At 63.7% G+C, this 24,498-nt stretch carries 26 protein-coding genes and 4 pseudogenes; 11 read left to right on the top strand and 19 right to left on the bottom strand.

The features are described 5' to 3' along the window. Both M727_RS0120785 and msuE read right to left on the bottom strand, forming a co-directional pair. Entirely contained in the window at positions 1 to 1,365 is a 1,365-nt protein-coding gene (locus tag M727_RS0120785; RefSeq protein WP_027154280.1) for an LLM class flavin-dependent oxidoreductase, read from the bottom strand. Between the two features lie 59 nt (positions 1,366 to 1,424). Further along, positions 1,425 to 1,976, bottom strand: coding sequence for an FMN reductase (gene msuE, locus M727_RS0120780; protein WP_027154279.1), 552 nt, complete (start codon positions 1,974 to 1,976; stop codon positions 1,425 to 1,427). A gap of 232 nt (positions 1,977 to 2,208) precedes the next feature. Here msuE and M727_RS0120775 point away from each other — a divergent pair, with 232 nt between their 5' ends. Both M727_RS0120775 and M727_RS0120770 read left to right on the top strand, forming a co-directional pair. Beyond that, positions 2,209 to 2,805 (top strand): DUF922 domain-containing protein, encoded by a 597-nt coding sequence (locus M727_RS0120775; protein ID WP_027154278.1) that lies wholly within the window; start codon positions 2,209 to 2,211, stop codon positions 2,803 to 2,805. 68 nt (positions 2,806 to 2,873) lie between these two features. Continuing rightward, on the top strand, positions 2,874 to 3,242 hold the full coding sequence (locus M727_RS0120770) for an endonuclease domain-containing protein (protein ID WP_027154277.1): 369 nt from the start codon (positions 2,874 to 2,876) through the stop codon (positions 3,240 to 3,242). 3 nt (positions 3,243 to 3,245) lie between these two features. On the opposite strand, the gene epmA is transcribed toward M727_RS0120770, so the two are convergent. Continuing rightward, positions 3,246 to 4,289 carry an EF-P lysine aminoacylase EpmA gene (epmA, locus tag M727_RS0120765; protein ID WP_027154276.1) on the bottom strand — a complete coding sequence of 348 codons (1,044 nt, stop codon included), beginning with the start codon at positions 4,287 to 4,289 and terminating at the stop codon, positions 3,246 to 3,248. A 129-nt stretch (positions 4,290 to 4,418) separates the two neighbouring features. On the opposite strand from epmA, the gene efp reads away from it, so the two are divergent. After that, entirely contained in the window at positions 4,419 to 4,985 is a 567-nt protein-coding gene (gene efp / locus M727_RS0120760) for an elongation factor P (protein ID WP_027154275.1), read from the top strand. Positions 4,986 to 5,269: 284 nt separating this feature from the next. On the opposite strand, the gene M727_RS0120750 is transcribed toward efp, so the two are convergent. The 3 genes from M727_RS0120750 to M727_RS36945 form a co-directional block, all read right to left on the bottom strand. Further along, positions 5,270 to 5,533 carry a hypothetical protein gene (locus M727_RS0120750; protein ID WP_198032666.1) on the bottom strand — a complete coding sequence of 88 codons (264 nt, stop codon included), beginning with the start codon at positions 5,531 to 5,533 and terminating at the stop codon, positions 5,270 to 5,272. 115 nt (positions 5,534 to 5,648) lie between these two features. Next, complete coding sequence (locus M727_RS0120745) at positions 5,649 to 6,248, bottom strand: DUF6456 domain-containing protein (RefSeq protein ID WP_027154273.1); 600 nt, start codon at positions 6,246 to 6,248, stop codon at positions 5,649 to 5,651. Next, positions 6,245 to 6,751: a hypothetical protein gene (locus tag M727_RS36945; RefSeq protein ID WP_348627176.1), complete on the bottom strand. Its 507-nt coding sequence runs from the start codon at positions 6,749 to 6,751 to the stop codon at positions 6,245 to 6,247. The genes M727_RS0120745 and M727_RS36945 overlap by 4 nt, the downstream gene beginning before the upstream one ends. A 354-nt stretch (positions 6,752 to 7,105) precedes the next feature. Here M727_RS36945 and M727_RS0120735 point away from each other — a divergent pair, with 354 nt between their 5' ends. Next, positions 7,106 to 7,801, top strand: coding sequence for a helix-turn-helix transcriptional regulator (locus M727_RS0120735; protein ID WP_027154272.1), 696 nt, complete (start codon positions 7,106 to 7,108; stop codon positions 7,799 to 7,801). A gap of 278 nt (positions 7,802 to 8,079) precedes the next feature. Here M727_RS0120735 and M727_RS0120730 read toward each other — a convergent pair whose 3' ends face one another. Then, on the bottom strand, positions 8,080 to 8,382 hold the full coding sequence (locus M727_RS0120730; RefSeq protein ID WP_027154271.1) for a hypothetical protein: 303 nt from the start codon (positions 8,380 to 8,382) through the stop codon (positions 8,080 to 8,082). A gap of 193 nt (positions 8,383 to 8,575) precedes the next feature. Between M727_RS0120730 and M727_RS0120725 the strand changes: the two genes are divergently transcribed. After that, on the top strand, positions 8,576 to 8,944 hold the full coding sequence (locus tag M727_RS0120725) for a hypothetical protein (protein WP_027154270.1): 369 nt from the start codon (positions 8,576 to 8,578) through the stop codon (positions 8,942 to 8,944). Positions 8,945 to 9,274: 330 nt separating this feature from the next. Continuing rightward, a pseudogene (gene dinB, locus M727_RS44020) lies at positions 9,275 to 10,518 on the top strand (DNA polymerase IV). Between the two features lie 97 nt (positions 10,519 to 10,615). On the opposite strand, the pseudogene M727_RS43125 reads toward dinB, so the two are convergent. Further along, positions 10,616 to 11,104: pseudogene (locus tag M727_RS43125) on the bottom strand (DUF2182 domain-containing protein); the annotation flags it as partial. A 342-nt stretch (positions 11,105 to 11,446) separates the two neighbouring features. Next, a pseudogene (locus M727_RS36930) lies at positions 11,447 to 12,070 on the bottom strand (DUF1326 domain-containing protein). A 262-nt stretch (positions 12,071 to 12,332) separates the two neighbouring features. Between M727_RS36930 and M727_RS0120705 the strand changes: the two are divergent. Then, on the top strand, positions 12,333 to 13,490 hold the full coding sequence (locus M727_RS0120705) for a sulfite oxidase (RefSeq protein ID WP_027154269.1): 1,158 nt from the start codon (positions 12,333 to 12,335) through the stop codon (positions 13,488 to 13,490). 56 nt (positions 13,491 to 13,546) lie between these two features. Here M727_RS0120705 and M727_RS40215 read toward each other — a convergent pair whose 3' ends face one another. Beyond that, a complete protein-coding gene (locus tag M727_RS40215; protein WP_198032663.1) occupies positions 13,547 to 14,659 on the bottom strand; it encodes a DUF1330 domain-containing protein in 1,113 nt (370 codons plus the stop codon). A gap of 76 nt (positions 14,660 to 14,735) precedes the next feature. Here M727_RS40215 and M727_RS0120695 point away from each other — a divergent pair, with 76 nt between their 5' ends. Continuing rightward, positions 14,736 to 15,833, top strand: coding sequence for an AraC family transcriptional regulator (locus tag M727_RS0120695; protein ID WP_084646813.1), 1,098 nt, complete (start codon positions 14,736 to 14,738; stop codon positions 15,831 to 15,833). Positions 15,834 to 15,859: 26 nt separating this feature from the next. Here M727_RS0120695 and M727_RS36925 read toward each other — a convergent pair whose 3' ends face one another. Both M727_RS36925 and M727_RS0120685 read right to left on the bottom strand, forming a co-directional pair. Further along, on the bottom strand, positions 15,860 to 16,687 hold the full coding sequence (locus M727_RS36925) for a sigma-70 family RNA polymerase sigma factor (protein WP_245268715.1): 828 nt from the start codon (positions 16,685 to 16,687) through the stop codon (positions 15,860 to 15,862). A gap of 72 nt (positions 16,688 to 16,759) precedes the next feature. Next, entirely contained in the window at positions 16,760 to 17,071 is a 312-nt protein-coding gene (locus M727_RS0120685) for a hypothetical protein (protein ID WP_027154266.1), read from the bottom strand. 148 nt (positions 17,072 to 17,219) lie between these two features. Here M727_RS0120685 and M727_RS0120680 point away from each other — a divergent pair, with 148 nt between their 5' ends. Then, positions 17,220 to 17,585 (top strand): VOC family protein, encoded by a 366-nt coding sequence (locus M727_RS0120680; RefSeq protein ID WP_027154265.1) that lies wholly within the window; start codon positions 17,220 to 17,222, stop codon positions 17,583 to 17,585. Positions 17,586 to 17,646: 61 nt separating this feature from the next. Here the strand turns inward: M727_RS0120680 and M727_RS0120675 are convergent, their stop codons facing one another. From M727_RS0120675 to M727_RS0120640, 7 genes and pseudogenes are all read right to left on the bottom strand, one after another. Next, positions 17,647 to 18,003, bottom strand: a complete 357-nt coding sequence (locus M727_RS0120675) for an extradiol dioxygenase (protein ID WP_027154264.1) — start codon at positions 18,001 to 18,003, stop codon at positions 17,647 to 17,649. Between the two features lie 229 nt (positions 18,004 to 18,232). After that, entirely contained in the window at positions 18,233 to 20,002 is a 1,770-nt protein-coding gene (gene ybaL / locus M727_RS0120670) for a YbaL family putative K(+) efflux transporter (RefSeq protein ID WP_027154263.1), read from the bottom strand. Positions 20,003 to 20,311: 309 nt separating this feature from the next. After that, positions 20,312 to 20,797 (bottom strand): bacterioferritin, encoded by a 486-nt coding sequence (gene bfr / locus M727_RS36920; protein ID WP_036262856.1) that lies wholly within the window; start codon positions 20,795 to 20,797, stop codon positions 20,312 to 20,314. A 218-nt stretch (positions 20,798 to 21,015) separates the two neighbouring features. Then, positions 21,016 to 21,399 (bottom strand): sulfite exporter TauE/SafE family protein, encoded by a 384-nt coding sequence (locus M727_RS44015; protein WP_348627175.1) that lies wholly within the window; start codon positions 21,397 to 21,399, stop codon positions 21,016 to 21,018. After that, on the bottom strand, positions 21,366 to 21,725 hold the full coding sequence (locus M727_RS44010; RefSeq protein WP_348627174.1) for a hypothetical protein: 360 nt from the start codon (positions 21,723 to 21,725) through the stop codon (positions 21,366 to 21,368). The genes M727_RS44015 and M727_RS44010 overlap by 34 nt, the downstream gene beginning before the upstream one ends. An 81-nt stretch (positions 21,726 to 21,806) precedes the next feature. Continuing rightward, positions 21,807 to 22,793 (bottom strand): annotated as a pseudogene (locus M727_RS41630) (cation diffusion facilitator family transporter); the annotation flags it as partial. A gap of 8 nt (positions 22,794 to 22,801) precedes the next feature. After that, positions 22,802 to 23,065, bottom strand: a complete 264-nt coding sequence (locus M727_RS0120640) for a metal-sensing transcriptional repressor (protein ID WP_027154260.1) — start codon at positions 23,063 to 23,065, stop codon at positions 22,802 to 22,804. Positions 23,066 to 23,352: 287 nt separating this feature from the next. On the opposite strand from M727_RS0120640, the gene M727_RS0120635 reads away from it, so the two are divergent. Then, positions 23,353 to 23,568, top strand: coding sequence for a hypothetical protein (locus M727_RS0120635; protein ID WP_023799088.1), 216 nt, complete (start codon positions 23,353 to 23,355; stop codon positions 23,566 to 23,568). Positions 23,569 to 23,811: 243 nt separating this feature from the next. Further along, entirely contained in the window at positions 23,812 to 24,486 is a 675-nt protein-coding gene (locus M727_RS0120630) for a GntR family transcriptional regulator (protein WP_027154259.1), read from the top strand. Positions 24,487 to 24,498: the final 12 nt, after the last annotated feature.

Raw genomic sequence — 24,498 nt, 5'->3', positions numbered from 1 at the left:
CTATTCGGCGGCCAGCAGCTTGGAGCGGGCGGCGGTCCAGGGATTTTCCGGCCGCCTGAGACCGAGATTCTCGCGCAGCGTCCTGCCCTCATAGGCGGTGCGGAACAGGCCGCGACGCTGCAACTCGGGGATCACCAGGTCGACGAAATCGTCGAGCCCGCCGGGCAGCCACGGCGGCAGGATGTTGAAGCCGTCGGCGGCGTCGTTGCCGAACCATTCCTCCAGTTGATCGGCAACCTGCGCCGCGCTGCCGATGACGGTGTAGTGGCCGCGGGCCGTCGCCACCCACTGGTAGAGCTGGCGGATGGTGAAGTTGTGCTCGTCGGCAATCTGGCGGATCAGCGCCTGGCGGCTCTTCATGCCTTCGGTTTCCCGGCTCGGCGGCAGCGGTCCGTCGAGCGGGTAACCCCGGATGTCGAGCGTCTGGCCGGCCAACCCATTGAGCAGGGCCACGCCATCCTCGGGCAGGATCAGCTCGTTCAGCTGCTGGTACTTGGCGCGGGCTTCCTCTTCGGTGCGGCCGACGAAGGGGGCTACGCCCGGCATGATCAGCACCTGCCCGGGATCGCGGCCGACCGCCGCCTCGCGCGCCTTGATATCGCGGTAGAATTCTTGCGCCGAGGCCAGGTTCTGATGGGCGGTGAAGATGACCTCAGCCGACTGGGCGGCGAGCTTGCGTCCGTCCTCCGACTGCCCGGCCTGCACCACCACCGGGTGGCCCTGAACCGGGCGCGGCACATTGAGCGGGCCTTTGACGCTGAAATGCCGGCCCTTGTGGTCGATGTCGTGAAGCTTGTCCTTGTCGTAGAAGCGCCCCGACTTCTTGTCGCGGATGAAGGCATCGTCTTCCCAGCTGTCCCACAGCGCCTTGACCGTCTCGACATGTTCATGCGCGCGGGCATAACGCTCGGCGTGGGCAGGCTGCGTCTCGCGATTGAAATTGCGCGCGGTCTCGTCACCCGCCGAGGTCACGACATTCCAGCCGGCCCGGCCGTTCGACAGCAGGTCGAGCGAGGCGAACTTGCGGGCGAGCGTATAGGGCTCCTCATAGGTGGTGGAGGCGGTGGCGATGAAGCCCAGATGCGTGGTGAGCGGCGCCAATGCGGCAAACAGCGTCACCGGCTCGAACCCGGCGATCTTGGCATTGCCGCCTTCGCGGGCGCCGAGGCCGACGGTCAGATTGTCGGCGAGGAAATAGGCGTCGAACAGGCCGCGCTCGGCGGTCAGCGCGAGCTGCCTGTGGAACTCGAAATTCGTGGCGCCGTCGGCCGGCGCGTCAGGATGGCGCCAGGCTGCGATATGCTGTCCGCCACCGGGCAGGAAAGCACCAAGCTTGATCTGCCTCGACTTGCTGGGTCTGGTCATTGCGGGCTCCTTCTGAGCTGTGCGGGAAGCGGATTGAGGACACGGGGCCGGTGGCGTGTTCAGGCGGCAAGACCGACGCTGCGTGGCACCGCCCGGCATGCTTCGGCGACCGCTTGCCTGGCGCGAGCATGGATGGCTTCGGACACCAGCACGCCGTTGGCGAAGTCCTTGTCGGAGGCGTAGATCGCGGTCGGCAGGGTCAGCGCCTCGAAGAAGCCGAACAGCGGCCGCAGCTGATGTTCGACCATCAGCGAATGACGATCGCCGCCGCCGGTTGCAGCAAGGATGACCGGCTTTCCCCGCAGGGATGACGGGTCGAGCAGGTCGAAGAAATGCTTGAAAAGCCCGGTGTAGCTGCCTTTGAAAGTCGGCGAGCCAACCACCAGGACGTCGGCGCCCAGCAATCGCTCGACGATGTTCCTGGCCGATGGATCCAGATCGCCAATGCGCCTTGCCAGCGGAAACGACCGACCGAGATCCTCGATGTCGAAAACGGTCGAGGCTGCACCGGTGCTGCTCGCCACCTCCGCAACGATGTGGCTGATGAACGCCTTGGTCTTCGACGGACGGGTCAGGTTGCCCGACAGCCCCACCACCAGATTTTTCGACATTTGGGCTCCTCGCAAAACGCTTGTGGCGTTAACTCTACTAAGTTTATAGAGTTTAATGAGAAAGAAGATTTCAAAACGAACCCGCCAAGAGGATTGAGTTTGCGGCACATCGCCGTTGATTGGTTCTTTCGACGCGAAATGCGAACGGCGAGTTTGGCAACGGCGCCTTGACCGCATTCCGGCCATGCGTTGATGATCTCAGCACACCAAAGGCATCGCCCCGGGGATTCGCATGAAAACAGCCGTTCTGACGTACCTGCTCCTGGCCATTTTGCTGGCGTCGCCGGCGCAGGCGGGCTGGAAGCCGGTCGAGAAGGTCGAGACCTACGCCGTTTCAGGGCAGACCGGTCCCCAACTCCATGCCTCGATGGGCGAGCGCGGGCCGACGATCGGCAAAAGCAGGGTCCGCGCCATGGCCTATACCAATTTCAAGCTGACCTGGGTCAGGGACTATCAGCGGCAAGGCAATGCCTGCGCGCTGGTGTCGGCGCGCCCAAAACTCATCATAACCTATACCTTGCCCAAAGCGTCCGGGCCAATTCCGGCCGCCGTGCAGAAAAGCTGGGACGTTTTTGCCGCTGGCCTCGCCGCCCACGAAAAGGTGCACGGCGATATCATCGTCGACATGGTCCGCAAGATCGAGACGGCGACCATCGGCCTGTCCGTCCCCGACGATCCCGGCTGCAGCAAGATCAGGACCGAAATGACCAGGCGGCTTGCCGAACTCTCCCAGGCGCAGCGGCAGGCAAGCCGCGATTTCGACCGGGTAGAATTCGCCCCGCGCGGCAATCTGCAGCGGCTGATCGTCGCTTTGCTGATGGGGCGGTAGGGGGATGGAAACCGCGGCAAGGCTGGCGAAGGCATTGACGTCGCTAATCTCCAAAGCGAGGGTGTCTGATGGGTCACGATCTCGTTCCGCCGCATCAGCGCAAGAACGCAAAATCGATGCGTCGTGTGATGACCGACGCCGAGTTGAAACTATGGAACGAGCTTCGCGCCCATCGATTGATGGGGCTGAGCTTTCGCCGGCAAGTGCCAATCGGACCCTACATTGTTGACTTTGCCTGTCCGACACACCGCCTAGTCGTCGAGGTCGATGGCAGCCAGCACGCGAACACTGAACACGCGGAGCGCGATGCAGCACGCAGCGCTTATTTGAAGAGCAGCGGCTGGACCATCCTGCGCTTCTGGAACGACGACGTCATTCGCGACATCGACAATGTCTGCCAGCACATAATCATCGAGGCCGGTGCGGACAGGCGCTGACTTTCACCCCGCCACCGGCGTCCACATCACATCCTCGACCCTGCCCGCCCCCGTCGCCAGCATCACCAGCCGGTCGAAGCCGAGCGCGGCGCCGCTTGCCTGCGGCATGATGGCCAGTGCGGCGAGGAAATCCTCGTCGATCGGATAGCGTTCGCCGTAGATGCGCTGCTTCTCGTCCATTTCGAGGATGAAGCGCCGGCGCTGCTCGTCGGCGTCGGTCAGCTCGCCGAACGCATTGGCCAGTTCGACGCCGCAGCAATAGAGCTCGAAGCGCTCGGCGGTCCTCGGGTCATCGGCGCTCGGCCGGGCAAGGGCGGCCTCCGAGATCGGATAGCCGTAAAGAATGGTGGCGCGCCCCTGCCCCAGCCCCGGTTCGATCTTTTCCACCATCACCCGGCTGAACAGATCGGCCCAATTGTCGTCGGGCGCGGTGCGCAAGCCGGCCTGGACCAGAGCCGCATGCAGCGCCTCGCGATCGGTGCTGCCGTCGGCGGCGACCGTGACCAACAGATCGATACCGGCATAGCGGATAAAAGCCTCGGCGACGCTCAACCGTTCCGGCTCGGCGAACGGATCGGCCTCGCGGCCGCGAAAGGCGAAGCGTTTCGTGCCGGCGCGCTCGGCGGCCAGCGCGACAAGCCCGGCGCAATCCTGCATCAGGCTGTCGTAGGTCTCATCGGCCCGGTACCATTCGAGCATGGTGAAGGACGGATGGTGCAATGGGCCGCGCTCGCGGTTGCGATAGACGGCACTCAGGCTGAAGATGCGTTTCTCGCCGGCGGCGAGCAGCTTCTTGCAGGCGAATTCCGGCGAGGTGTGCAAATAGAGCGGCAGGTGCCGCCCATCCGGGCCGATCGCCTCGGTGGCGAAGGCCGACAGATGCGCCTCGTTGCCGGGCGAGACCTGCAGCGCCGCCGTCTCGACCTCGACGAAGTCGCCGCGGGCAAACCAGTCGCGCAGGGCCGCGGTGATGGCATTGCGCAGGATCAGCCGCGGCCGCCGGTCGGCGTGAACATCGGGCGTCCACCAAGGCGAGGCGGCGGTCATGACGACAGGATTTGCATCGAGGACTGGCGATTGCCGCCAAGATGCGCTAGGCCGCACCGGACGGCTCCCGCAGCCGATTTGCGCCGGTCGGCGCTCCCAGGCCAGTCAACGCTGTTAGGAATAAAGCCCGTGAAGGTCATCGCCAGTTCCCTACGCAAAGGCAATGTCGTCGAAAAGGACGGCAAGCTCTATGTGATCCTCTTTGCCGAAAACATCCATCCGGGCAAGGGCACGCCGGTGACCCAGCTCGACATGCGCCGCATCTCCGACGGGGTGAAGGTCTCGGAGCGCTACCGCACCACCGAGCAGGTCGAGCGCGCCTATGTCGAGGAGCGCGAGCATACCTTCCTCTACCACGACGCCGAAGGCTATCATTTCATGAACCCGGAAAGCTACGACCAGGTCGCGGTGCCGGAAAGCGTGGTCGGCGAGATGGCGCCCTATCTCAAGGAAGGCATGGCGGTGCAGATTTCCCAGTACAACGGCATCGCCATCTCGCTGGTGCTGCCGCAGCGCGCCACCTTCGAGGTGGTCGAAACCGAGCCGGTGACCAAGGGCCAGACGGCGTCCTCGTCCTACAAGCCGGCGACGCTGTCCAACGGCATGCGCACGCTGGTTCCGCCGCACATCACCGCCGGCACCCGCGTGGTGGTGATGACGGCTGATGGCGCGTATGTGGAACGCGCCAAGGACTGAGAGGCAGGATCGCTTTTGTCGTCGCTGAAGGTGTCGCGCGATGAATGCCAGGGCGCAACTCGCGCCGCTGGCGCGATGCGTGCCGTCTCCTTTACTGAAACGGTGCAGACTCAGCCAAGGATAAAACCCGCCACCAGAACCGTAAGGATCATCGACAGCGGGACGGCAAGCAGGCAGCAGGCCTCCAAAGTGTTGATTTGCCAAGAGTTCATCGGGCGCTTCCCAGTTGATTTCCTATCTAAACGGTCAGATTGGGATGGCAGTTCCACAAAAAATCTCCGGCGTCATTCCGTGCCACGATCATGCCGATCGACACGAACCCCGGTCATCCAGCGGGCACGCGCCAGATGCGTCGCCCAGGCGCGGAATGCCCGCTCCGGCTCCTGCTCAGGGTCAATGTGCAGGACGCTGTGGGCGACCTCACGCCAATCGGCCCCGTCCGCCGAAGCATCGAGCAGCTGGATGTAAGTCAGCATGCAGTGCTCGTCATACGCGGTCAGCGCCGAAGACGTCGGCGCCGTATCTGCGAAATGAGCGTTTTGCGGCATCTTTGGCATTGTGATCTACCAGCAATGGCGCAGCGTAACAGGCCGTCGGGAAACCCGCGCCCTTCAATTGGAGGACGCTGGCCAAAACGCATTGCCAAACGCCCCGTTTGCCCCTTCACCGCGGCCGCCGCATCAGCATCATGCCGTAATGCACCGCCAGCAAGTCCAGCCCGATTTTGAGCAGTTTCGACAGCACATCCCGCGGCTCGCCGGTCTGTTCGGCGAGGCTCTTCACCGTTTCGCCGGCGCAGCAGACTTTTTGCACCACGACCGACACCTCCCAATGCGCAAGCGCCCTGGTGGCGTCGGCATAGGCGCGGCCGGCGGACAGGATGCGGTCGGCAACGCCGCCGCCGATGCGTCCGCCGTCGACGCGCTCGGTCAGCGCCATCGGCTTGACGCCGTCCTGTGCCGAGACGCGAAAATCCTCGCGGTAGCGCATGCCCGCCTCGCGCTGCTGGCGCGACAGCGAGGTGATGCCGGTCAGCGGGTCGACGTTGCGCACGCGCACAATGCCGCCGGTCGCCGTGTGGCCGCTATTGGACACCTCATAGACGCGCCTCGCCTCCAGCGTGCCGGTCGCCAGCCGCTTGCGGCCGAAAGCATCGTCCTTCAGCGCGAAATCATGGCCGACCTGCGTGCGGATACGCACCTGCTCGGCCTCGCCCGTGGGTAATTTGGGCGGCTTGGCCTTTTGGGCGGTCTTCTTGCTCATCTGTGGCTCCTCGTTTCATTGCTGCCTTCGCAGAACCTGGGTTCCTCCGCGCAGCGGGGGCGAGGAACCGGGCCGCCGGGCTTGGCGAGAAAACTCTCGACCGATGCCGCTCGCGCTGCGTCCGCGAGAGCCGTACGGCGATGGTCGCAGAACCGCGCCGCGTGATAGGCGCAGTAGCTTTTCAGCGGCCGCGTGCGCAGGCCGCAGCACAGCATCTCCAGTGCCGGCCGGCTGCCGGGCGCGTCGTTTTCGGGGTCCTCCTCCAGCGTCAGGTCGAGCGGTGCGCGGCAGCGGTTGAACAGGCAGTCGATGAAGCGCATGGCCGCGACATGCGGCTGGCGCCCGACGGCGGCAGCGGGGCGCGGCGCCGGCAGCTTGAGGGCCTCGCCGTCGGGCCCGTGGATCTCGCGCACCAACGGGCGCTGCGGCAGCCAGACCGGCGGCGCCAGCCTGGCCGGCGTGCGGGCGATGCTTTGCGATACTGTATCGGTGTAGGCGGGCATGGCGTTGGTCCATTGAAAGGTTGCGTCGATGCCGAAGTTGCGCCCCTCTCCCCGTTGACGGGGAGAGGATGCCGGCAGGCAGGTGAGGGGCGGCGCGGCGGCGCCGAAATTCCGGGCCGGAGCCGTGAGGGGACGGATCCGGCCGTTCCGGTCGCCGCCGCTGACGGCAGGGCGACCGGATCCGAGGGCGCGAGCCTCGGGCTTCGTCCCGGCCGGGGAGGAGGACAGCCGGGACGGATGGGAAAGCGAGATGGAGCGACGTGGCTTGTGCATAGCTATATATAAGCATAACTCAAAAAATATGCAAGCTATTCTTTCATGGACGAAACCGATTCTTATGTTTCAGATGGCGCCATGGCGAAAACCTCATTGTCGATCAAGGTCGGGGCGGCGATCCGCAAGGCGCGCAAGCAGCGCGGCCTGGTGATGCGCCATATTGCCGAGCACAACGACACCGACGTCGCCGCTGTCGGCAATTGGGAAACCGGCCGCAACCTGCCGAAAACCGAGAACCTTTTGAAGACCGCCGCCTTCCTGCGCGTCGACCCGGTGGCGCTCGGCAAGGGCGAGATCGTCTTCCTCGACGACGCCGACAATGTCGCCGACGCCGAGATCGTCACCGACGCCGCCCCCCTGCCCGGCGGCCCGATGGACATCGAGCTTCTGGGTGCCGCGGTCGGCGGCGACGACGGCGACTTCACCTTCAACGGCGAGGTTGCCGGCTATGTCCAGCGCCCGCCCGGCATCGCCCATCTGCGCAAGGTGTTCGCGCTGCACGTGCTCTCCGACTCGATGGTGCCGCGCTACGAGCCCGGCGAGATGCTCTATTGCGGCGGCCGCGACGCTGTGCCCGGCGACCACGTGGTGATCGAGATGTTTCCCGAGGAAAACGAGCGCAACGGCAAGGCCTTCATCAAAAAGCTGGTCAAGCGGACCGCCGCCGAGTTGGTCGTCGAGCAGTACAATCCGCCGAAGACGCTGACCTTCAACCGCTACGCGATAAAACACGTCTGGCGCGTCATCCCGCTCAAGGAACTGCTGGGGTACTAGGGCGGCGGCGAGCGCCTTCTTCCCCTGCAACGGCATCGCCGGCAGGGGCAATAGGGATTCTTGCGAAGAGGACCCCCACCCTAACCCTCCCCACAAGGGGGAGGGAATGCTGCCGCGCCTTTACTTCCCTTAGCGCCGAGTCAAGCAATCTGCCGAGGTCAGCGCCAACGGAGTCTCCCTCCCCCTTGTGGGGAGGGTTAGGGTGGGGGTCCATCGTAGAGCGAAAGCCTCGAAGCCTCGGCTTCCCATGCGATTCCCCTGCCCGCAAGCGGGCGCCATCAAGCCCGCCTGGATCTCTCCAGCAGAACCTCGCGCTCGCCAAGCATCCGCGCCTCGGCGCGGCGCTGCTGCCGCTCGTCGATGAACGCCGCCTGGATCGAGACCGCCGCGCCCGGCAGGCCATCGGCGCGACAGGCCGAGCAGCGAAGCCGCCCCGACAGCGCCGCCAGCGGCGTCTGCGCGGTCACCCCGAAACGCCTCAGCTCGGCCGGCTTCCACCATCTGTTTCGACCGCAATCGATACACTCGACCGCGATCGAGACGACCTCGGCGATCGTTGCTTCCTTGCCCGGCAATGCCATCGTCCCTGATGCCTCAGTTCCTGTTTTGTTCACATCATTACGGGATTTTCCCGAAGAGTCGAGTCGGTTCCGCTCAACCCATGCAAAAGTTTAACTTGTGCCACTTTGTGAGTTATGCTTGCGTCAGATTCCCCAGACGAATGGGCGACGGGACCGGGTCTCCGTCGCGCCGCCGCCAGTCAAGGAGACGAAGATGGACGCCCTCTCCGCCCAGTTCGCCCGTGATTGCGGCTATACCGGCGACAGCCCGGCGATGCTCGTCGCCTTCGCCGCTATCCGCCTCGACGGCATAGGCCGGGCGCGCCTCGGCCATGGCCAGCGCAAGGCGCTGGTCGACCGGCTGAAGCTCGGCGAGGCCTTGTTCCTGGCGGCGATCCGCCCGGCGCAGTCGGCGGAGGAGGCGCTCGAGGACGCCGCCCGCTTCATTGCCTGTTATCGCAACATGCCGCGCTGGCGCCAGGAAAGGCGCGGCGCCGATCTCGCCCGCGCCAGGCAGCAGCGGATCCTGGCGCGCTTCTTCCGCCGCTACGGCCACCGCCTCTGGTCACGGCAGGCGGCGTAAGCTGGAGGTGAGTAACGTCGGCGCTGCCCCGCTGCCGGCACCTTCTCCCCGTATAGTGACGGGGCGAAGGGCTGGCCGCAGCGTCGGCTCCACTTCTGCAACGCCGGAGATTGGCGAAATCCTTTGCGACGGCGTCCTTCTCCCCGTCCCTATACGGGGAGAAGTGCCCGGCAGGGCGATGAGGGGCAGCGCAAACCTGAAGCGATTGCCCTGCGCCCTACCCTCCTGGCTCCTTGACAATCCACCCTATTTGTTCTCTTTTTGTTCAAAACAAAAAAACCAACCCTCAAGACAATGCGGCGTTCGAACCGCCGCGGGCGAACGGGCCGGATGGAAGCCAACATCCTCCACGCTGATCTGGACGCTTTCTATGCCTCGGTCGAACAGTTGCTCGACCCCGCCCTGCGCGGCAAGCCGATCGCCGTCGGCGGCGGCGTCGTCTTGGCCGCGTCCTACGAGGCCAGGGCTTTTGGCGTGCGTGGCGGCATGCCGGGGCGGCGCGCGCGGGAACTCTGCCCCGGGCTGATTTTCGTCGGCGGCCATTTCAAGGATTATCAGCGGCTCGGCGATGCGGCTATTCAAGTGCTCGGCGATTTCACGCCGGTGGTCGAGCGGATTTCCATCGACGAGGCCTTCGCCGACGTCGCCGGCTGCACCCACCTGTTCGGCCCGCCGGCCGAGATCGCGACAACCATCCGCCGCCGCGTGCGGGCCGAGCTTGGCTTGCCGATCTCGGTCGGCGTGGCGCGCACCAAGCACCTGGCCAAGATCGCCTCGCAGGTGGCCAAGCCCGACGGGCTGGTGGTGGTCGATCCGCGCCACGAGCTGGAGTTTTTCTGCACGAGTTGCCGGTCGAACTGATGTGGGGCGTCGGTCCGGTCACCAGGGAGCGGCTGGCCGGCATTGGTGTGCGCACCATCGGCGAGCTGGCGAAGACCAATGGTGGGTCGCTGGAGCGTCTGCTCGGCCCGGCGGCAGGTGATAAACTCAACGCGCTGGCCTGGAACCGCGACCCGCGAAAACTCGAGACGCAGCGCCGGGCACGATCGGCCGGCGCGCAATCGGCGCTCGGCAGGAAACCGGCCGAGGCAAAAATCTTCGTGCCCACCCTGCTGCATCTGGCCGACAGGGTCGCCACCAGGCTGCGGGCGAAATCCCGGCCCGGCCGCACGGTGGCGGTCCGCGTTCGCTTTGCCGATCTGCGCTCGGTGACGCGTTCGATCACGCTCGACCAGCCGATTTCGGCAACCGCGATGCTGGCCGAGATCGCCGAGGCGCTGGTGCGCAAGGTGCTTGTCGATCATCCGCACGAAAAGACCATCTCGCTGCTGGCGATCGCCGTCTCGCATCTGGAGAACCAACCGGCCCTGCAGCTGGAATTGCCGCTCGGCCTCGACGACGACAGCCGCCGCCCCGGCACCAGGAAGGGCGCGGCGCGCTGGACCGCCGACCGCGCCATCGACCAGATCCGCGACCGCTTCGGCTGGGAGGCGGTCGGCTATGCCTCGGTCGCGCTTGGCCAATCGCAATCGGTCCCCGATGCGTTTCGCGAGCTGGCCGAAAAGGAACTGTGAGCCGACAGAGGCGGCCCTGGTCGTCAGCCAAAAGCGTTGCGCTGCCCCAGGCGATCAGGGCGATGCCGGCTGCCCGGCCAACCCACTGGCCGGCAGGAAACGCCTTTTCAACCAGCACCAGAATGGCGAGCGCGGCAATCCACACCAGGTTCATGATGCCACCCACGAACAACAGCGCCATCAGTATCCAGCAGCATCCGACACAAAACGCTCCGTGCAATGCGCCCAGACGCAGCGCGCCAACTGCGTGGGGACGCCAGTGGCGGGCAAGGAACGCCGTCGGTGCCCGGCAATGCGACAGGCAGGCGTTCTTGAAGGGCGAGAGCTCATAGATCCCCGCGCCGATCAGGACGATGGCTGAAAGCCAGCGGCTCTGCGAACTCATCATCGTCGCCGAAACGAAGGCTTCGCGTTCGAGCAGCCAATGCAATGCGGTTGCCGCGACGGAGAACCCCAGCCAGACCAGGAGGTAGCCTGCCATGAACACGCCGGTCGGCGCGAGCTTGTCCTGGATCTGACCCCGTGCCAGCGCATGGCGATGCACGCGCGCATAGAGCAGGATGGTCGGCGCCGCACTCGGCGACATCATGGCGATCATCATGACCCACCACATGGCGATCATCAGCGCCCAGTTCGCGCCCCCCCCAGGCCCGCGGCTCCGTCGCCATCGCGCTCATGTCCATGCCGGACATGCCAGACATATCCATGCCAGACATATCCATACCGGGCATATCGGATGTCATGTTCGGAGTTTGCAGGTGGGGGAATAGCGCGAGCCTCGACATCTCCCACGCATTCATGCCGATCCCTGCGCCGGCGGCGATGTAAAGCCAGGCCAGCAGGCACAGCGCCACCACGCCCGCAATCGTGACGACGCGGTCGCGCCTGAGCAGCCGTTCCAGTGGCGATCCGCCGTTCATGCACCGCGTCAGGCCCGCACCACCCCGTGATTGTTGAGATGCAGCCGCGCGAACTGGCCGTAACTGTCCTTAGTGGTCACCTGAACCGGCCCGCTGGTTGTGCTCGAAGCACTGCCGATCTCGGCGACCGCATATTCGAAGCCGTTCGGCAACACGATCTGGGCGCGCGCGTCCGCGCCAGTCACCTTGTTGCGGATCGGTTCGCCTACCGTTTCGATGTAGTCCTTGACGAAGATGCGGCCCCTGCGGCCGTCGACATCGAGGTCGAGATCGATCCTGGTGAAGACCGGCTCATTCATTTTTGTCACGGTCGAGGCGTAGACGGCGAACATCGTCGCGAACGGATCGGTGTCCTGGCCGGTCATGATGCGCAGCAGCGCGTCACGCTGCTGGTCGGTTGCCTTCTCGTCGACGAAAGCGATGGCTTCGCCGTTGCCCTCGTGGATTGCGCCGGGGCCATTTGAAGATAGCGGCGATGCGCAGGCCGTCGAGAACGGTCTCGCCATGATGACCTTCATCGATCTGGATGCCGGCCACGGCATGGCAATGGCCCTTGTCGGGCAGCGCATTGAATTGACAGTTGCAGCCATATTCGCAGTGCAATTGACGAGTTCGCGTCCCTTGATTCCCAAGACGTCATGCTGTCCTCCCTGATCCCGAAATATTAGACGATCATCATACACCTGGACTCTTTCCTCTCAAAGGCGCACCCTTAAAAAGGCGAAACCCAGCGAGAGTTTCGTCCAAGGCTTCACATGTTTGAGATGCGCCGCTGATTGCCTGACCTGTCCGGATAATTTCCGGGTGGGGCAAACGCTCATTGCGCCTATCCGTGTTCAGGCTGCGGCCTAAGGCACGTGCAGCCCGGTCCCGGATCAACTGGGAGGAAACAACATGCCTGATCTTCAACGCAGAGAACTTCTTGTTCAGGGAAGTGCTGCCCTTGCCGCAATTGCTGCTCTCTATACCTCGCGTCGGGCTTACGCTTTTCCAACACGGGCGAGCGAGGAGGTTATTCGGTGGCTGGACCAGCCGACCGAAAATCCCGATCCGGTCGGCATCCAGAAGCAGCTTGTCTGGGAGGATCTGGACAGCTGGATAACGCCGAACGACAAGTTCTTCAGCATCTCGCATTTCAATCGACCAACGATCGACGAGAAGACATGGTCGATGGAGATCGGTGGCTTGGTCAAGAAGCCCTTGAAACTGACTCTCGCCGACATCAAGGCGCGGCCGCGCCAGGAGGTCGTTTTCACAGTCGAATGCTCGGGCAACCACGGTTTTCCGTTTTTCACCGGCGGCATCGGCAATGCCCGCTGGGCAGGGACGCCGCTCGCCCCGATCCTCGAGGAAGCCGGCGTCCTGGAAAATGGCATCGAGGTGGTCTTTTTCGGCACTGACACAGGCGAAGTCGCCATACGCGACGTCAAGATGCAGCAGAACTTCGCGCGCAGCATGTCGCTTGCCGAAGCGACCAACCCAGACAACCTGCTCTGCTATGAAATGAACGGAGCTGCCTTGCCGGCGGCCAATGGTTTTCCGCTGCGGCTGATTGCTCCGGGCTGGTACGGCATCGCCAACGTCAAGTGGCTGGAGCGCATCGAGGTGCGCGACACCCGCTTCATGAGCCTTCTGATGGCGCGTGACTATGTCACCATCCGGGAGGAAGAGCGCAATGGCGAGACCGTGTGGACCGAGGACTCAGTCGGGCGAGCGCTGATCAAGTCCGCGCCCGCGAAGGTCACCCGCAAGGACTCGGACTGCCGCATCATTGGGGCAGCCTGGGGGGCACCGATCGATCGGGTCGAAGTGCAAATCGATCAAGCGCCATGGGCACCGGCGACCATCGACCGCAGCGAGGAGGCCGAACACGCCTGGAAGATCTGGTCCCTGGATTGGCCAAATCCGTCGCCTGGAGAACACACGGTGACCTCGCGCGCGGTCAGCACCACGGGACAGGTTCAACCGGCAATGGACGATCCCTTGATTGCCAAGAAACACACATACTGGGAAAGCAATGGCCAGGTGACGCGCCGCGTGCGTGTCGTTTGATAGACTTTGCGGGAAGGTGAAGCAGGCAGCGCCTGACCGCAGACTGGTCGCCAGCGTCAGTCCTTGGATGCCGTGATGACGAGCGCCGGCATGTCGAAAGCGACGGCGCCGGCTGCTGTCACGTAAGGCATAAGTGCCCGCTCGGCCTCCTCCAGAAGCCGCTTGAACTGCTTGTTGTCCAAAAGCCCGCCCAACGTCCAGATGCAGGCTCTTTCAGTCGAGATCAGCGTCTCGATCGAGGCAAAACGGACCGTTCCGCGGTGCCGCTTCACTTCGGCACGCTCTATGCCTGCCTTCGCGCAGAGCGAGCGCAGCAACTCCGCATTGCCGAGCACAAAGGGCGCCCGGAACGCGTTGGCAACGTCGCTTCCAAACAGCCGATCAAGCATATCCGCCACTGCGGCATAGCCGGGCGACTGGTCGAGCGAGTCGCAGACCGCGACGGCGAGCCGGCCGCCGGACTTGACCACGCGCATCATTTCCCGCAGTCCGGCTGCTCGATCGTCGAAGAACATCAGGCCGAACTGGCTGACTGCGGCGTCGAAGCTTTCATCCGGGAAAGGAACCTGCTCGGCGCGCCCTTCTCGCCACTCGATGCGAGTGCTTTTGCGGCGGGCAACGCAAAGCATATCGGGATTGGGGTCAAGCCCGACCACCTTGCCCTCCGCGCCAACGCGGTCGAGGGCCGCGAGCGCCAGCACACCCGTACCGCAGGCGATGTCGATCACGCAGTCGCCCCTCCCTATTCGCGCCTCGGCGGCGACGATAGGCCCCCATTGTCGGAACAGCGCTGGAACGAACAGTGAGTCGTAGATTTCAGCCGGAGTTTTCGATGTCTTGCCCCGACGGGTCTGGGCCGCCGCTTGCTCCGATCCCGGCGTTGCACCTTCAAGGAACACTGCGTTGGATCGGGTTCCGGCGACGCGAAGCGCCTTCAGCGGCTCGTATTCGGGCGATGAATACCAGCGCCGGGCATGCTCGCCGTCGGCAAATTCGACGATGACCGGATAGACCGGCTGCCAGTCTCCTTCGACAAGGTCGCATTTCCCGCCCAGCACCAGATAGCGCCCTCCATACTGTTCAACCGTTGCAAAGACCCCTGCCAGATACTGCTCGACCTTGGCCTGGTCGGTGATTTCACGCACGTCGAAGAAGCAATAGGTAGACATGGCCGACCTCCGTTGATCGCATGGACTCCACGGGATGCGCGGTGGATATACTGTTCGGCGCATAGTAGACTTGGCCATGGGCACGCTCCATGACCCAGCGTCTCAATCGCTTGCCGCAGCGTCCGTTCTGGCGCGATCGCCTGGGCGGCCACCGGAAGAGGTCGTTGCCGATGCCGCACCTTCGGCCGCGCCGGACAAGGATGTGCTTTCGGATGTGCTGCGCGTAGTAAAGCTCACCGGCGCGCTTTTCTTCTGGGTCGATGCCTCTTCGCCCTGGAGCGTGGAGGTGCCGCGCGCGGATTCATTTGCCCATCTCATCCTGCCGCGCGCCCAACATGTGATTTCCTACCACATCATCACCCAAGGATCGGGCTCGGTCAGCATCGGTGACGGTCCGCCGATGGAATTTGCCGAAGGCGACATACTTGTGATCCCGCATGAGGATTCGTACGCGATGTGCAGTGCGCCCGGAGTGCGACCAGGTTTGAGCCCGGAAGATTCGCTCGACTTCTTTCGCGCCATGGCGGCCGGACAACTGCCCTTCGTGGTCAACGAAGGTGGCGACGGCCCCCTCCTGACCAGATATGTCTGCGGTTTCCTTGGCTGCGATGCACGGCCGTTCAATCCTCTGCTTGGGGCCCTTCCTCCGCTGATACGCATCCGGCGCGCGGCCGGCGCACCGAGCGACCTGCTCGACGGGCTGATCGAGCTAACGCTGGCAGAGGTGTCCGCTCAGCGGCCTGGCGCTGAATGCATCCGCCTGCGCCTCAGCGAGTTGATGTTCGTTGAGGTCGTTCGCCGCTATCTTGAGGCACTGCCGCCGGAGCAGACCGGCTGGCTGGCCGGCTTGCGCGACCCCGCCGTCGGCCGGGCCGTTGCGCTTGTCCACGAGAATCCGGCGCGTGGCTGGACAATTGAAGAACTCGCACGCGAAACCGGCGTCTCGCGGTCCGTCCTTGCGGCCCGCTTCACGCGTCTCGTCGGCTGCCCGCCGATGCAATATCTCACGCGATGGCGCATGCAACTGGCGGCACGACTGCTCACCGATGGGCTGGCCAAAGTCTCGGCGGTCGGGCGTGATGTCGGCTACGAGTCCGAAGCGGCCTTCAGCCGGAGCTTCAAGAAGCTCGCGGGCGTCTCGCCGGCTGGCTGGCGCGACGGCCGGCGCGGATAGCGGGCGGCCGGAGGCCGACCCTCCCCCTACCCCTCCATCGTGCTGATCTCGGCATCGATCAGGCACCAGGGTGCATAACGAAAATCGCGGATCTGGACGACCCGCTCGTCCCGCCATTCGACCAGCATGAAGCCGCGCACCGCGCCGTCCGGCTCCTGCGGGTTGCGGATCAGGATCGCCGGCCTGCCGTCGACAAAACCCAGCGACAGCGCCCAGTCGCTCATGCGCTCGTAATTGCCGAAATAGGTCGACACTTCGGCCTTGCCGCGCATGCGGAGGCGGCTGACCAATTCGAGCTGGACATCCTCGGCGATCAGCGCCCTGACCGCGTCGAAGTCGCGCGCGTTGAACAGATCGACATAGCGGTGCAGCCTTCGCTCGTCATCGGCGTCGAGCCTGGGTGCGGCGACGTGCTCAGGCTGCGATGCCAGCAGGCGCAGCTGCGCCCGCCCGCGATGCAGCGCCGCCTTGGTGGCGGCCAGCGTCGCGCCGGTCACCTCGCAGGTCTCGTGCAGGGAAAGGCCTAGCACGTCGACCAGGATCACGGCGCTGCGCTGCGCCACCGAGAGCTGCATGAAGCTGCGCAGGCCGGCCGCCGCGGCGAGCCTTGCGTCGGCGCTGCCGGAAGGATCCTCGATCATGGTCATGTCGGTCTCGGTCATGCGCGACCTTTCCCGATGGCGCCGGCGCAGATGGTCCTGCGCGGCATTATGCGCGATGCGAAACAGCCATTGCTCGGGCCGTTCGACCGTCATGCTGCCGTCGACCGCCTGCAGCGCCTTGATCAGCGTCTCCTGCACGATGTCTTCGCCGTCGATCACCGAGCCGGCCATGCGGGCGCAGTAGCGGTGCAATTTGGGCGTAACCCGGAGAGCATCGCCTCAAGCGCCGGTCGATCGAATTTCGGTTGGATCATGGCGTCCATTCTATCCGGCCTTGCTCTCCTCAAGCACACGGTAGTTGCCGATGATTTTGGCAGGCGATCGCTTGACCGGCGTCGAGCGCCGATCCGCATGGTTTTGCGTGAACGCCTCGAAGGCCGCAAGCCCGGTCAGCGCGGATGTGTCATTTCCCTCGCCGACGACATGGATGAACTCGCCGTCGTCGAGTTCGAGCACGAGATAGCGCACGCTCTGCGGCGCCGTCTCATCCAGCGTCTCGAACACTTTTGCCACCAGCGCGCGGTTCTCTTCCAGCCCGGTGTCTTTCACGCTGTAGCGAATGAGTTTGTAGCCCATGGTTCGTCTCCTGAATGGTTGGTCTGAGCAGAAGACGTTTCGCGTTCCCGAAAAGATTCTCGCACGCTATAAATTTTTTCGGCCGCCCGGATCGACTTCCACCTGCGGACGGCTACGCAGCAGCCATCGAGGAGCAGGAGCGACGACCATGCACATCCAGTTTGCCGAACTGCCGGTATTCGACCAGGACCGCGCCAAGGCGTTCTACACCAGGCATTTCGCCTGCAAGGTGACGGCCGACGAGAAGATGGGCGATAGCGGCTGGCGCTGGATCGAGCTGAAATTTCCCGACGCCGTGACGAACCTGCATTTCGTGAGGCGCGCCGACGACACGCCAGGCGCGGAGCCGGTGCTGGTGCTGGTCGACGACGATGTCGAGGCCACCATCGCCGCGTTGAAGGCGGACGGCGTCGAGATCATCACCGAACCGAAGGAGGCGCCCTGGCAGCCAGGCCGCACGGTGGCGGAATTTCGCGACAGCGAGGGCAACCGCATGGTGATCGGCAGCCAGTGAGCGGGTGCAGCCGGAGGGCGGGCATCTGAATGGGTCGTGCGTCCGGGCGGAAAACGGCCACTTAAGCAGCCCCAGCCTTGTGCGCCAAAGCATGCCTCGGCTGGTAGAGGCCAAGCGAGCCGCCACTGGGAAGCGAGACATGCGTGAGCAGGCCCCAGCCTTCATCGGCGACCGAAGTGCATTCAACATCGTGCGATTTCAGCTCTTGGATTGTGGCATTGATGTCTTCGCACATGAGATAGACTTCGTGGCTGTCGACTTCGGCGGCCGGGTGAACGGCAATCTCGGCCGGCGGCAATGCGAAGATCAACCAGCCTTCGCCAGCATCGACTGCTGGAAAACGTAGGACATTGCGAAAAAATGCGCGGTCTGCCTCGGCATCCGTGCTGTAGATGATCATGTGTGCGCCAGAAATCATGGCTCCTTATCTCCCTGAAAGTGATGCGAACAAACAAGCTATTGCCGTTGCAAACGACGTTTCCGCCCGTCGACACAGCCGCTCGATATCGGCAAGCTTCAGTTGGATATAGGTCGGCCGGGCGTGATTGCAGGTGCCGAAACCCGGCGTTGCTTCAAAGACCGACGCCTGCCAGACCTCACGCTATCAGCGGAAGAAGCTGGAGATACTGTTCGCGCACCTGCCGCCATCACCCGGCCATCGGTTTTGAGTCGACCTGGCGCGCGTCTTGGCTCTGGTCTGCGACCGGGGCGGCTGGGGCATCGATCCGGCTCAGAATGTGATCCGAGATGCCGGGCGCGATCTCCCGCTCGCCCATGATGATCAGATCGGCGCCGAACTTCTTCAGGTAATCCACTTCGGCATCGGAATGCGCACGGGCGATGATCTCGAGCTTTGGATTGATGGCATGGGCTTGCTCGATGAGATTGCCGCTCTCGAACGGATTGGGAATGGCGCTGATCAACCACCGGGCCGAGGCAACGTTGGCCGCCTCAAGCAGTCCCGGCTGGGCGGCATTTCCCGCAATGACATCAACGCCGCGGGCGCGCAGCTGTTCTACTATCACTTGTCGTTCCTCGATCACCAGGTAAGGCTGCCTTGCCTTTTGCAACGTCTCTGCGACCAGGCTTCCGACCCGTCCATGGCCGACAAGCACCGCGTGGTCTGTCAGGCTGGTAGCCGCGAGTTCGGGCGGTTCGGCTCTGCCTTCTTGCGTGGCAATGGTTCGCTCTCGTGCTTTCAGCCACGGCGTCAGCCGATCCAACGCCGCAAATAGCAGCGGGTTGACGAGGATCGAAAGGATGGCTCCGGCAAGCACCAGGTCACGTCCAGCCTCTGGGAGAAGCGCGAGTTCGACACCCAGTCCCGCCAGGATGAAGGAGAACTCGCCGATCTGTGCCAGGCTCAGGCCGAGTGTCAGGGCCACGTAGGACGGATAGCCGAACATCAATGCGATTGCCGATGCGGCCGTGGCATTGCCGATGACGATGATCAGAAATGTCACGCCGACGAGCAGCGGCTGCTCGACCAAGATCATCGGGTTGAACAGCATGCCGACGGAGACGAAGAAAAGCACGGCGAATGCGTCGCGCAGCGGCAGCGTTTCCTGAGCGGCCCTTTGGCTCAACTGGGATTCGGCAAGGATCATTCCTGCGAAAAACGCCCCAAGAGCGAACGAGACGCCAAACAGCTCGGCTGCCCCGAAAGCGACACCAAGGGCAATTGCCAGCACGGCCAAACGGAAAAGCTCTCGCGAGCCAGTGTGAGCAACGTAGTGGAGTATCGGCGGAATGACACGTCGCCCGACGACAACCATGATCGCGAAGAAAGCCGCCAATTTGCCCAGCGTAAGCCCGAGCGCGCTCCAGATGGTCTGCGGCTCAAACAATGTGAACAGGTCATTGCCGTTAAGGTTTGCCCCGTTGACATTGCCACCGAGCACGCCGGCGAAGGCCGGCAACAGCACGAGCGCGAGGACCATGGCGAGGTCCTCTACGACCAGCCAGCCGACTGCGATGCGTCCGCCATCGGTTTCGACCTGCCGCATTTCCTGCAGCGCCCGTAGAACCACGACTGTGCTTGCAACCGACAGGGCCAGCCCAAACACCACTCCGGCTCCGATCGGCCAGCCGATCGCCTGCGTCACGAGGAGCCCGAGCATAGTCACCAGCGCCATTTGACCGACAGCGCCAGGAAGCGCGATCTTTCTTACCGACAGCAGATCGTTCAGCGAAAAATGCAGCCCTATGCCAAACATCAGCAGGATCACGCCGAGTTCGGCGAGTTGGCGCGCCAGCGCCTGGTCGGCAACGAAGCCGGGCGTGAACGGACCAATCAAGACTCCAGCGACGAGGTAGCCGACCAGTGGCGACAGGCGAAGTCGGTTCGCCAACGTGCCGAGAATGAAGGCGAGTCCGAGGCCGGCGACAAGGGTTGCGATAAGTGGCGCCTGAGGCATCTTCCCAATCCGGTTTCCGGCCACGCTTGGCGCTCGGGTCACGCGTTGCACGAGCCAGAGATAATGGACCCGGGGATAATGGACTAAGACGCGGCGGTCTCAACATCTTTCACGCAGCAGATCTCGCCAATGGCGAACTGGAGTTCTGCAACGGTTGGACAAGTGCTTGCGTCGTCCGCAGGATACCGGCGAACGGCACAGAGCTTGGAGGCGTCACGTCGAGCCTTGGGTGCCGTTCACCTGATGCGCCGTGGCTGCGGAATCCTCAAACCTGTCGCGCAGTATTTCCGCCGCGTGGCTTTCCCAATACTACTCTGCCTCATCCCCGGGAGCGGCATTGAGGAGGCCGTATCTCTCTTCGCCGATCGAGGCGAGCAGATCGAGCTGGGTCTCGAGAAAGTTGATGTGGCCCTCCTCGTCTTTGAGCAGATCCTCGAACAGGTGCATGGTCACGTAGTCACCCAGTTCCTGGCAAATCTCGCGTGATTTCTTGTAAGAAGTGCGCGCGTCGTATTCGCCGGCGAGGTCCGAATCCAGCACTTCCTTCACATTCTGCCCGATGCGAAGCGGCGCCACCGCCTGCAGGTTTGGGTGCCCTTCGAGGAAGATGGTCCGTTCGATAATCCGGTCCGCATGGTGCATTTCCTCGATAGATTCCTCGCGCTCCTTCTTCGCCAGTTTGAAGTAGCCCCAGTCCTCCAACAGGCGATAATGCAGCCAAAATTGATTGACGGCACCGAGTTCCAGAAACAGCGCTTCGTTAAGACGTTCAATGATCCTATCTTCGCCTTTCATGGGTTCTGCTCCCGTTTTGGCGCGCGCCCCGCACGCACCATGTGGAACGATGCGCCCTGTTCACCTCCGGGCGCAGGATAGCACGTGACGACTCAACCGTCATTTCGATCGGGGGGTCGGAGGGCTGAACTGGCATGCCTCGTCGAAGTAGAGCGGCTCAGGTCGTCGGCCCGGCGCGCGCCGATCGGTGTGCAACTCGATCTCGCCCTTGAGCAAGATCAGGCGGCGACCATGATCTGCCATACGGCAACGCCCGCAAGCGCCAGCCCGGCAGCGCCTTCGATGGTTCGGGAAATGGTTTCGAGTGGCTTGCCGGCGATGAAACCCACCAGACGTTGCCGAAACAGGATCGACAACACCGCGACGCAGGACAGCGTCAGCGCCACGCCGGCCATCATGGTGACAGCGAACAGCACGCCGGCGCCGGGAACGCCTCTGGACATCGCGAAGGTCATCACGAACAGCGTCAGCGGGCACGGGATCAGACCTGCCATGACGCCGACTGCCTCGCCCTCATGCTTGTGGTGGTGGCCGCGGCTCAAAGCGCGCCAGAGCATCCAGACACCGATCAGGCCGAGCAGCGCACGACTGATATCCTCCAAAAGCGGAGAGGACCGACGCTGCCCAAGGCGATGGAAACCAGCGGCAGCGAGAGAACCGCAATCAGAACGGCAATCGTCACATGGGTGAAGGACAGAATTATCGATGCGAGAAGGCCGCGCGAAACCTTTGCATCCGAGCCCGCAAGATATGTTGCCAGCACCGCCTTGCTGTGGCCAGGCGTCAGCGCATGCGCAGCCCCGAAGACGACGCCCATCGGCAGGAAACCCATGAACGCCAGCCAGTCGCCTCCCGCCGAGAGCAGTTTGATTTGCTCGCCGACCGCCAGATAGATCGTTCGTTGCAACTCGACAAGAATTTGGAACATCAGCTGAGGGTAACAGAAACGAGCCGGTCGGAGCGACCGTTAGTAGCTGCCGTGCTCGCCGTGAGCATGTTCATGGCGATGATCGGCATCCGCGCTCGCCAATCTTATATTCGCCACCGCAAGCGCCGGCATGTGCTCGAACAGCTGGTGCTCCAGCGCTGCGGTGATCTTTTTCGCTTCGCTGACCGGCAGGCTTTCTTCGACGGCGATGGCAATGTCGGCGTGCAGCCTGTGACCGATCCACCGCGCCTTGGCCTCGACAATGCGCGCTGCCGGCACATGCGCGGCGGCATGGTGGATGTCGCCGATGACATCAGGCTCCACGCCGTCGAGCATGCGGGTCAGAACCGAGCGCGCCGACTGCCAGACGATGCCGAAGATCGCAAGCGTGATGAGCAGGCCGACGATCGGGTCGGCCAGCGCAAAGCCGAGCCAGACGCCGAACGCTCCGAGGACCACGGCAAGGCTGGTCAGGCCGTCGGTGCGGGCGTGGTAGCCGTCGGCAATCAGTGCGGCGCTGTTGATTTCGCGGCCGACGCGGATGCGGAACACCGCGACGGCCTCGTTGCCGAGAAAGCCGACAATGCCAGCCGCCGCCAGCCAGCCCAGATGCGTCACCACGCGTGGATTGATCAAACGGTCGATGGCCTGGTAACCGGCGACGATGGCGCTGAACAGGATGATCCCGACGATGATGATCCCGGCCAGGTCCTCGACCCGGCCCAGGCCATAGGTGAAGGTCGGCGACGGCTTGCGCCGGGCCAGCAGGAAGGCGATCCACAGCGGAATGGCGGTGGTGGCGTCACCGATGTTGTGGACCGTGTCGGCCAGCAGCGCCACGCTGCCCGACAGCGCGACCACGACCATCTGCATCGCCGCCGTGATTGCCAGGATGACGAACGACCATTTTATCGCCCATATGCCTCGGTCGGTCGTCGCAATGGTCGCATCGATGACCCCGTGGCTATGCGACCCGCTCACATGATCGTGATGGCCATGCCCATGCGCGGCGTGATCGCGCGGCCCGAACCCGAACCAGTCGAGGATGCGCGCGCCGAGCACAGGCATTTGACGGCTCACAAATATTTCGCCAGTTGCTTGAGTTCCGCCAGCGAGTTGCCGCCGGCTTCCGCGGTGTCCGTCAGGCAATGCTCGATATGATCGTGGATCAGTTCGCGCTTTGCGCTGCTGATGGCGCTCTCCACGGCGTGGAGCTGCTGCGCCAGGTCAACGCAAGGACGATGCGCCTCGAACATCGACAGCACCGCCGCAAGATGGCCTTGCGCGCGCTTCAGACGCTTCACGATAGCCGGATGCGAACGATGGATGCCTTCGGACATGCCTGTTTGTATCCTCCCCGGGAGGATCCAGTCAAATCTTCTTTTGAGCTCACCTTGCCGGCGAGTCCGTCACAAATCGAAGAATGACGGCCAGCCACCTCCTGCGGGTCACCCGCCGGCGGCGGCGGCCCGTATTATTTCGTGACCATGTTGCGCCGGAACCTTCCCCTCGCACCAGCGTTCGGGGCGCTGTATTCGCGATGCCTTATTTTTGGGCAAACATGATAGGCGACGGGCGAATACCGGTGGGGAGGCAAAAAGCATGGGTCGGGGAGGAGCATGTTGTCATGTCGAACCGTGAAATTGGAACGTCCCACACATTGGGGCTGCGCATCGCTGATCTCAAAGCCAGGATGCGGAGCGCCCGGATTACCGAGCACGAGATGAAAATTTTTCAGAAGGTAGCCGCTGTCATGGGAGCAGGTGAAGGCTCCCTGCGGATCGATGCCGACGACCTGATTGCCGCATCTTTCGTTGTCGAGGACGAGCCCAGGGCAAACTGAAGATCGTGGCGCCCCCGGCGATCAGCTAGGCACCACGTCGGAGGCCAGCGAAGCGGCGTGCGGGGCTCGCGATGTTGGCGCTCTACGGCGCCGCTCTGTCCCGCTGACCTTTGCCAGAATGTCCGAGGCGCTCGGTCGCAACGAAGGCGCCCTAGCTCACACTTCCGGATACTCGTATACGAGGATACAGATATCCACACGGGTGGCTTTCTGTTAGCAAGGCTCACCTGACTGGAGAATCGATTGCGCGGACTTGCCGAAGGTTTCATGCAGCGACCGCTGACGGTGGCCGAGCAGGTGGCGAATGTGCTGCGCGAATCGATCGCCGACGGCAGCCTGGCGGCCGGCACGCCGCTGCGTCAGGACGACCTGGCCGAGCGCTTCGGCTTCAGCCGCATGCCGGTCCGCGACGCGCTTCGCCAGCTCGAAGCCGAAGGCATCGTGTCGATCCATCCGACCAAGGGCGCGCATGTCGCCGGGATGGACGCGGCCGAGATCAGGGAGATCTTTGCGGTCCGCGCACTGCTCGAAAGCGAAGCGCTGCGGCTCTCGATCCCGAAGCTTGGCAATGAGAAGCTCGACGAGGCCGGTCATGTGCTCAACCAGATCGATGCCGAGCCGAATGTCGGCCGCCGGGGAACGCTGAACCGTGCCTTTCACCTCGCCATTTACAGCGCCTGCGGCAATGTCCGGCTGCTCGGCCTCATCGAAGCCCATCACAATGCGGCCGATCGCTACGTCCGCATTCTCCTGTCCAACCTCGACGATCGCAGCCGCTCGCAGTCGGAGCACCGCGACCTTTTGACGACCTGCCGCCACCGCGACGCCGAGGCAGCCGTCCGCGTCCTGAAAAGGCACCTCAGCGAAGGCATGGAAACGCTTGCCAGGGCTGGAGATGGGCTGGCGGGAAAGACCTGACTTGCCGGAACG

It is taken from the genome of Mesorhizobium sp. WSM2561, assembly GCF_000513915.1.
Taxonomy (GTDB): domain Bacteria; phylum Pseudomonadota; class Alphaproteobacteria; order Rhizobiales; family Rhizobiaceae; genus Mesorhizobium; species Mesorhizobium muleiense.
The sequence above is the reverse complement of the archived record's forward strand: the minus strand, read 5'-3'. Positions and strand labels throughout refer to the sequence as shown.

Coding starts and splice junctions, on each gene's coding strand:
- M727_RS0120785 (WP_027154280.1), bottom strand. CDS start 1,365: ATGACCAGACCCAGCAAGTCGAGGCAGATCAAGCTTGGTGCTTTCCTG.
- msuE (WP_027154279.1), bottom strand. CDS start 1,976: ATGTCGAAAAATCTGGTGGTGGGGCTGTCGGGCAACCTGACCCGTCCG.
- M727_RS0120775 (WP_027154278.1), top strand. CDS start 2,209: ATGAAAACAGCCGTTCTGACGTACCTGCTCCTGGCCATTTTGCTGGCG.
- M727_RS0120770 (WP_027154277.1), top strand. CDS start 2,874: ATGGGTCACGATCTCGTTCCGCCGCATCAGCGCAAGAACGCAAAATCG.
- epmA (WP_027154276.1), bottom strand. CDS start 4,289: ATGACCGCCGCCTCGCCTTGGTGGACGCCCGATGTTCACGCCGACCGG.
- M727_RS0120750 (WP_198032666.1), bottom strand. CDS start 5,533: ATGCCGCAAAACGCTCATTTCGCAGATACGGCGCCGACGTCTTCGGCG.
- M727_RS0120745 (WP_027154273.1), bottom strand. CDS start 6,248: ATGAGCAAGAAGACCGCCCAAAAGGCCAAGCCGCCCAAATTACCCACG.
- M727_RS36945 (WP_348627176.1), bottom strand. CDS start 6,751: ATGCCCGCCTACACCGATACAGTATCGCAAAGCATCGCCCGCACGCCG.
- M727_RS0120735 (WP_027154272.1), top strand. CDS start 7,106: ATGGCGAAAACCTCATTGTCGATCAAGGTCGGGGCGGCGATCCGCAAG.
- M727_RS0120730 (WP_027154271.1), bottom strand. CDS start 8,382: ATGGCATTGCCGGGCAAGGAAGCAACGATCGCCGAGGTCGTCTCGATC.
- M727_RS0120725 (WP_027154270.1), top strand. CDS start 8,576: ATGGACGCCCTCTCCGCCCAGTTCGCCCGTGATTGCGGCTATACCGGC.
- M727_RS0120705 (WP_027154269.1), top strand. CDS start 12,333: ATGCCTGATCTTCAACGCAGAGAACTTCTTGTTCAGGGAAGTGCTGCC.
- M727_RS40215 (WP_198032663.1), bottom strand. CDS start 14,659: ATGTCTACCTATTGCTTCTTCGACGTGCGTGAAATCACCGACCAGGCC.
- M727_RS0120695 (WP_084646813.1), top strand. CDS start 14,736: ATGGGCACGCTCCATGACCCAGCGTCTCAATCGCTTGCCGCAGCGTCC.
- M727_RS0120685 (WP_027154266.1), bottom strand. CDS start 17,071: ATGGGCTACAAACTCATTCGCTACAGCGTGAAAGACACCGGGCTGGAA.
- M727_RS0120680 (WP_027154265.1), top strand. CDS start 17,220: ATGCACATCCAGTTTGCCGAACTGCCGGTATTCGACCAGGACCGCGCC.
- M727_RS0120675 (WP_027154264.1), bottom strand. CDS start 18,003: ATGATTTCTGGCGCACACATGATCATCTACAGCACGGATGCCGAGGCA.
- ybaL (WP_027154263.1), bottom strand. CDS start 20,002: ATGCCTCAGGCGCCACTTATCGCAACCCTTGTCGCCGGCCTCGGACTC.
- bfr (WP_036262856.1), bottom strand. CDS start 20,797: ATGAAAGGCGAAGATAGGATCATTGAACGTCTTAACGAAGCGCTGTTT.
- M727_RS44010 (WP_348627174.1), bottom strand. CDS start 21,725: ATGTTCCAAATTCTTGTCGAGTTGCAACGAACGATCTATCTGGCGGTC.
- M727_RS0120640 (WP_027154260.1), bottom strand. CDS start 23,065: ATGTCCGAAGGCATCCATCGTTCGCATCCGGCTATCGTGAAGCGTCTG.
- M727_RS0120635 (WP_023799088.1), top strand. CDS start 23,353: ATGTCGAACCGTGAAATTGGAACGTCCCACACATTGGGGCTGCGCATC.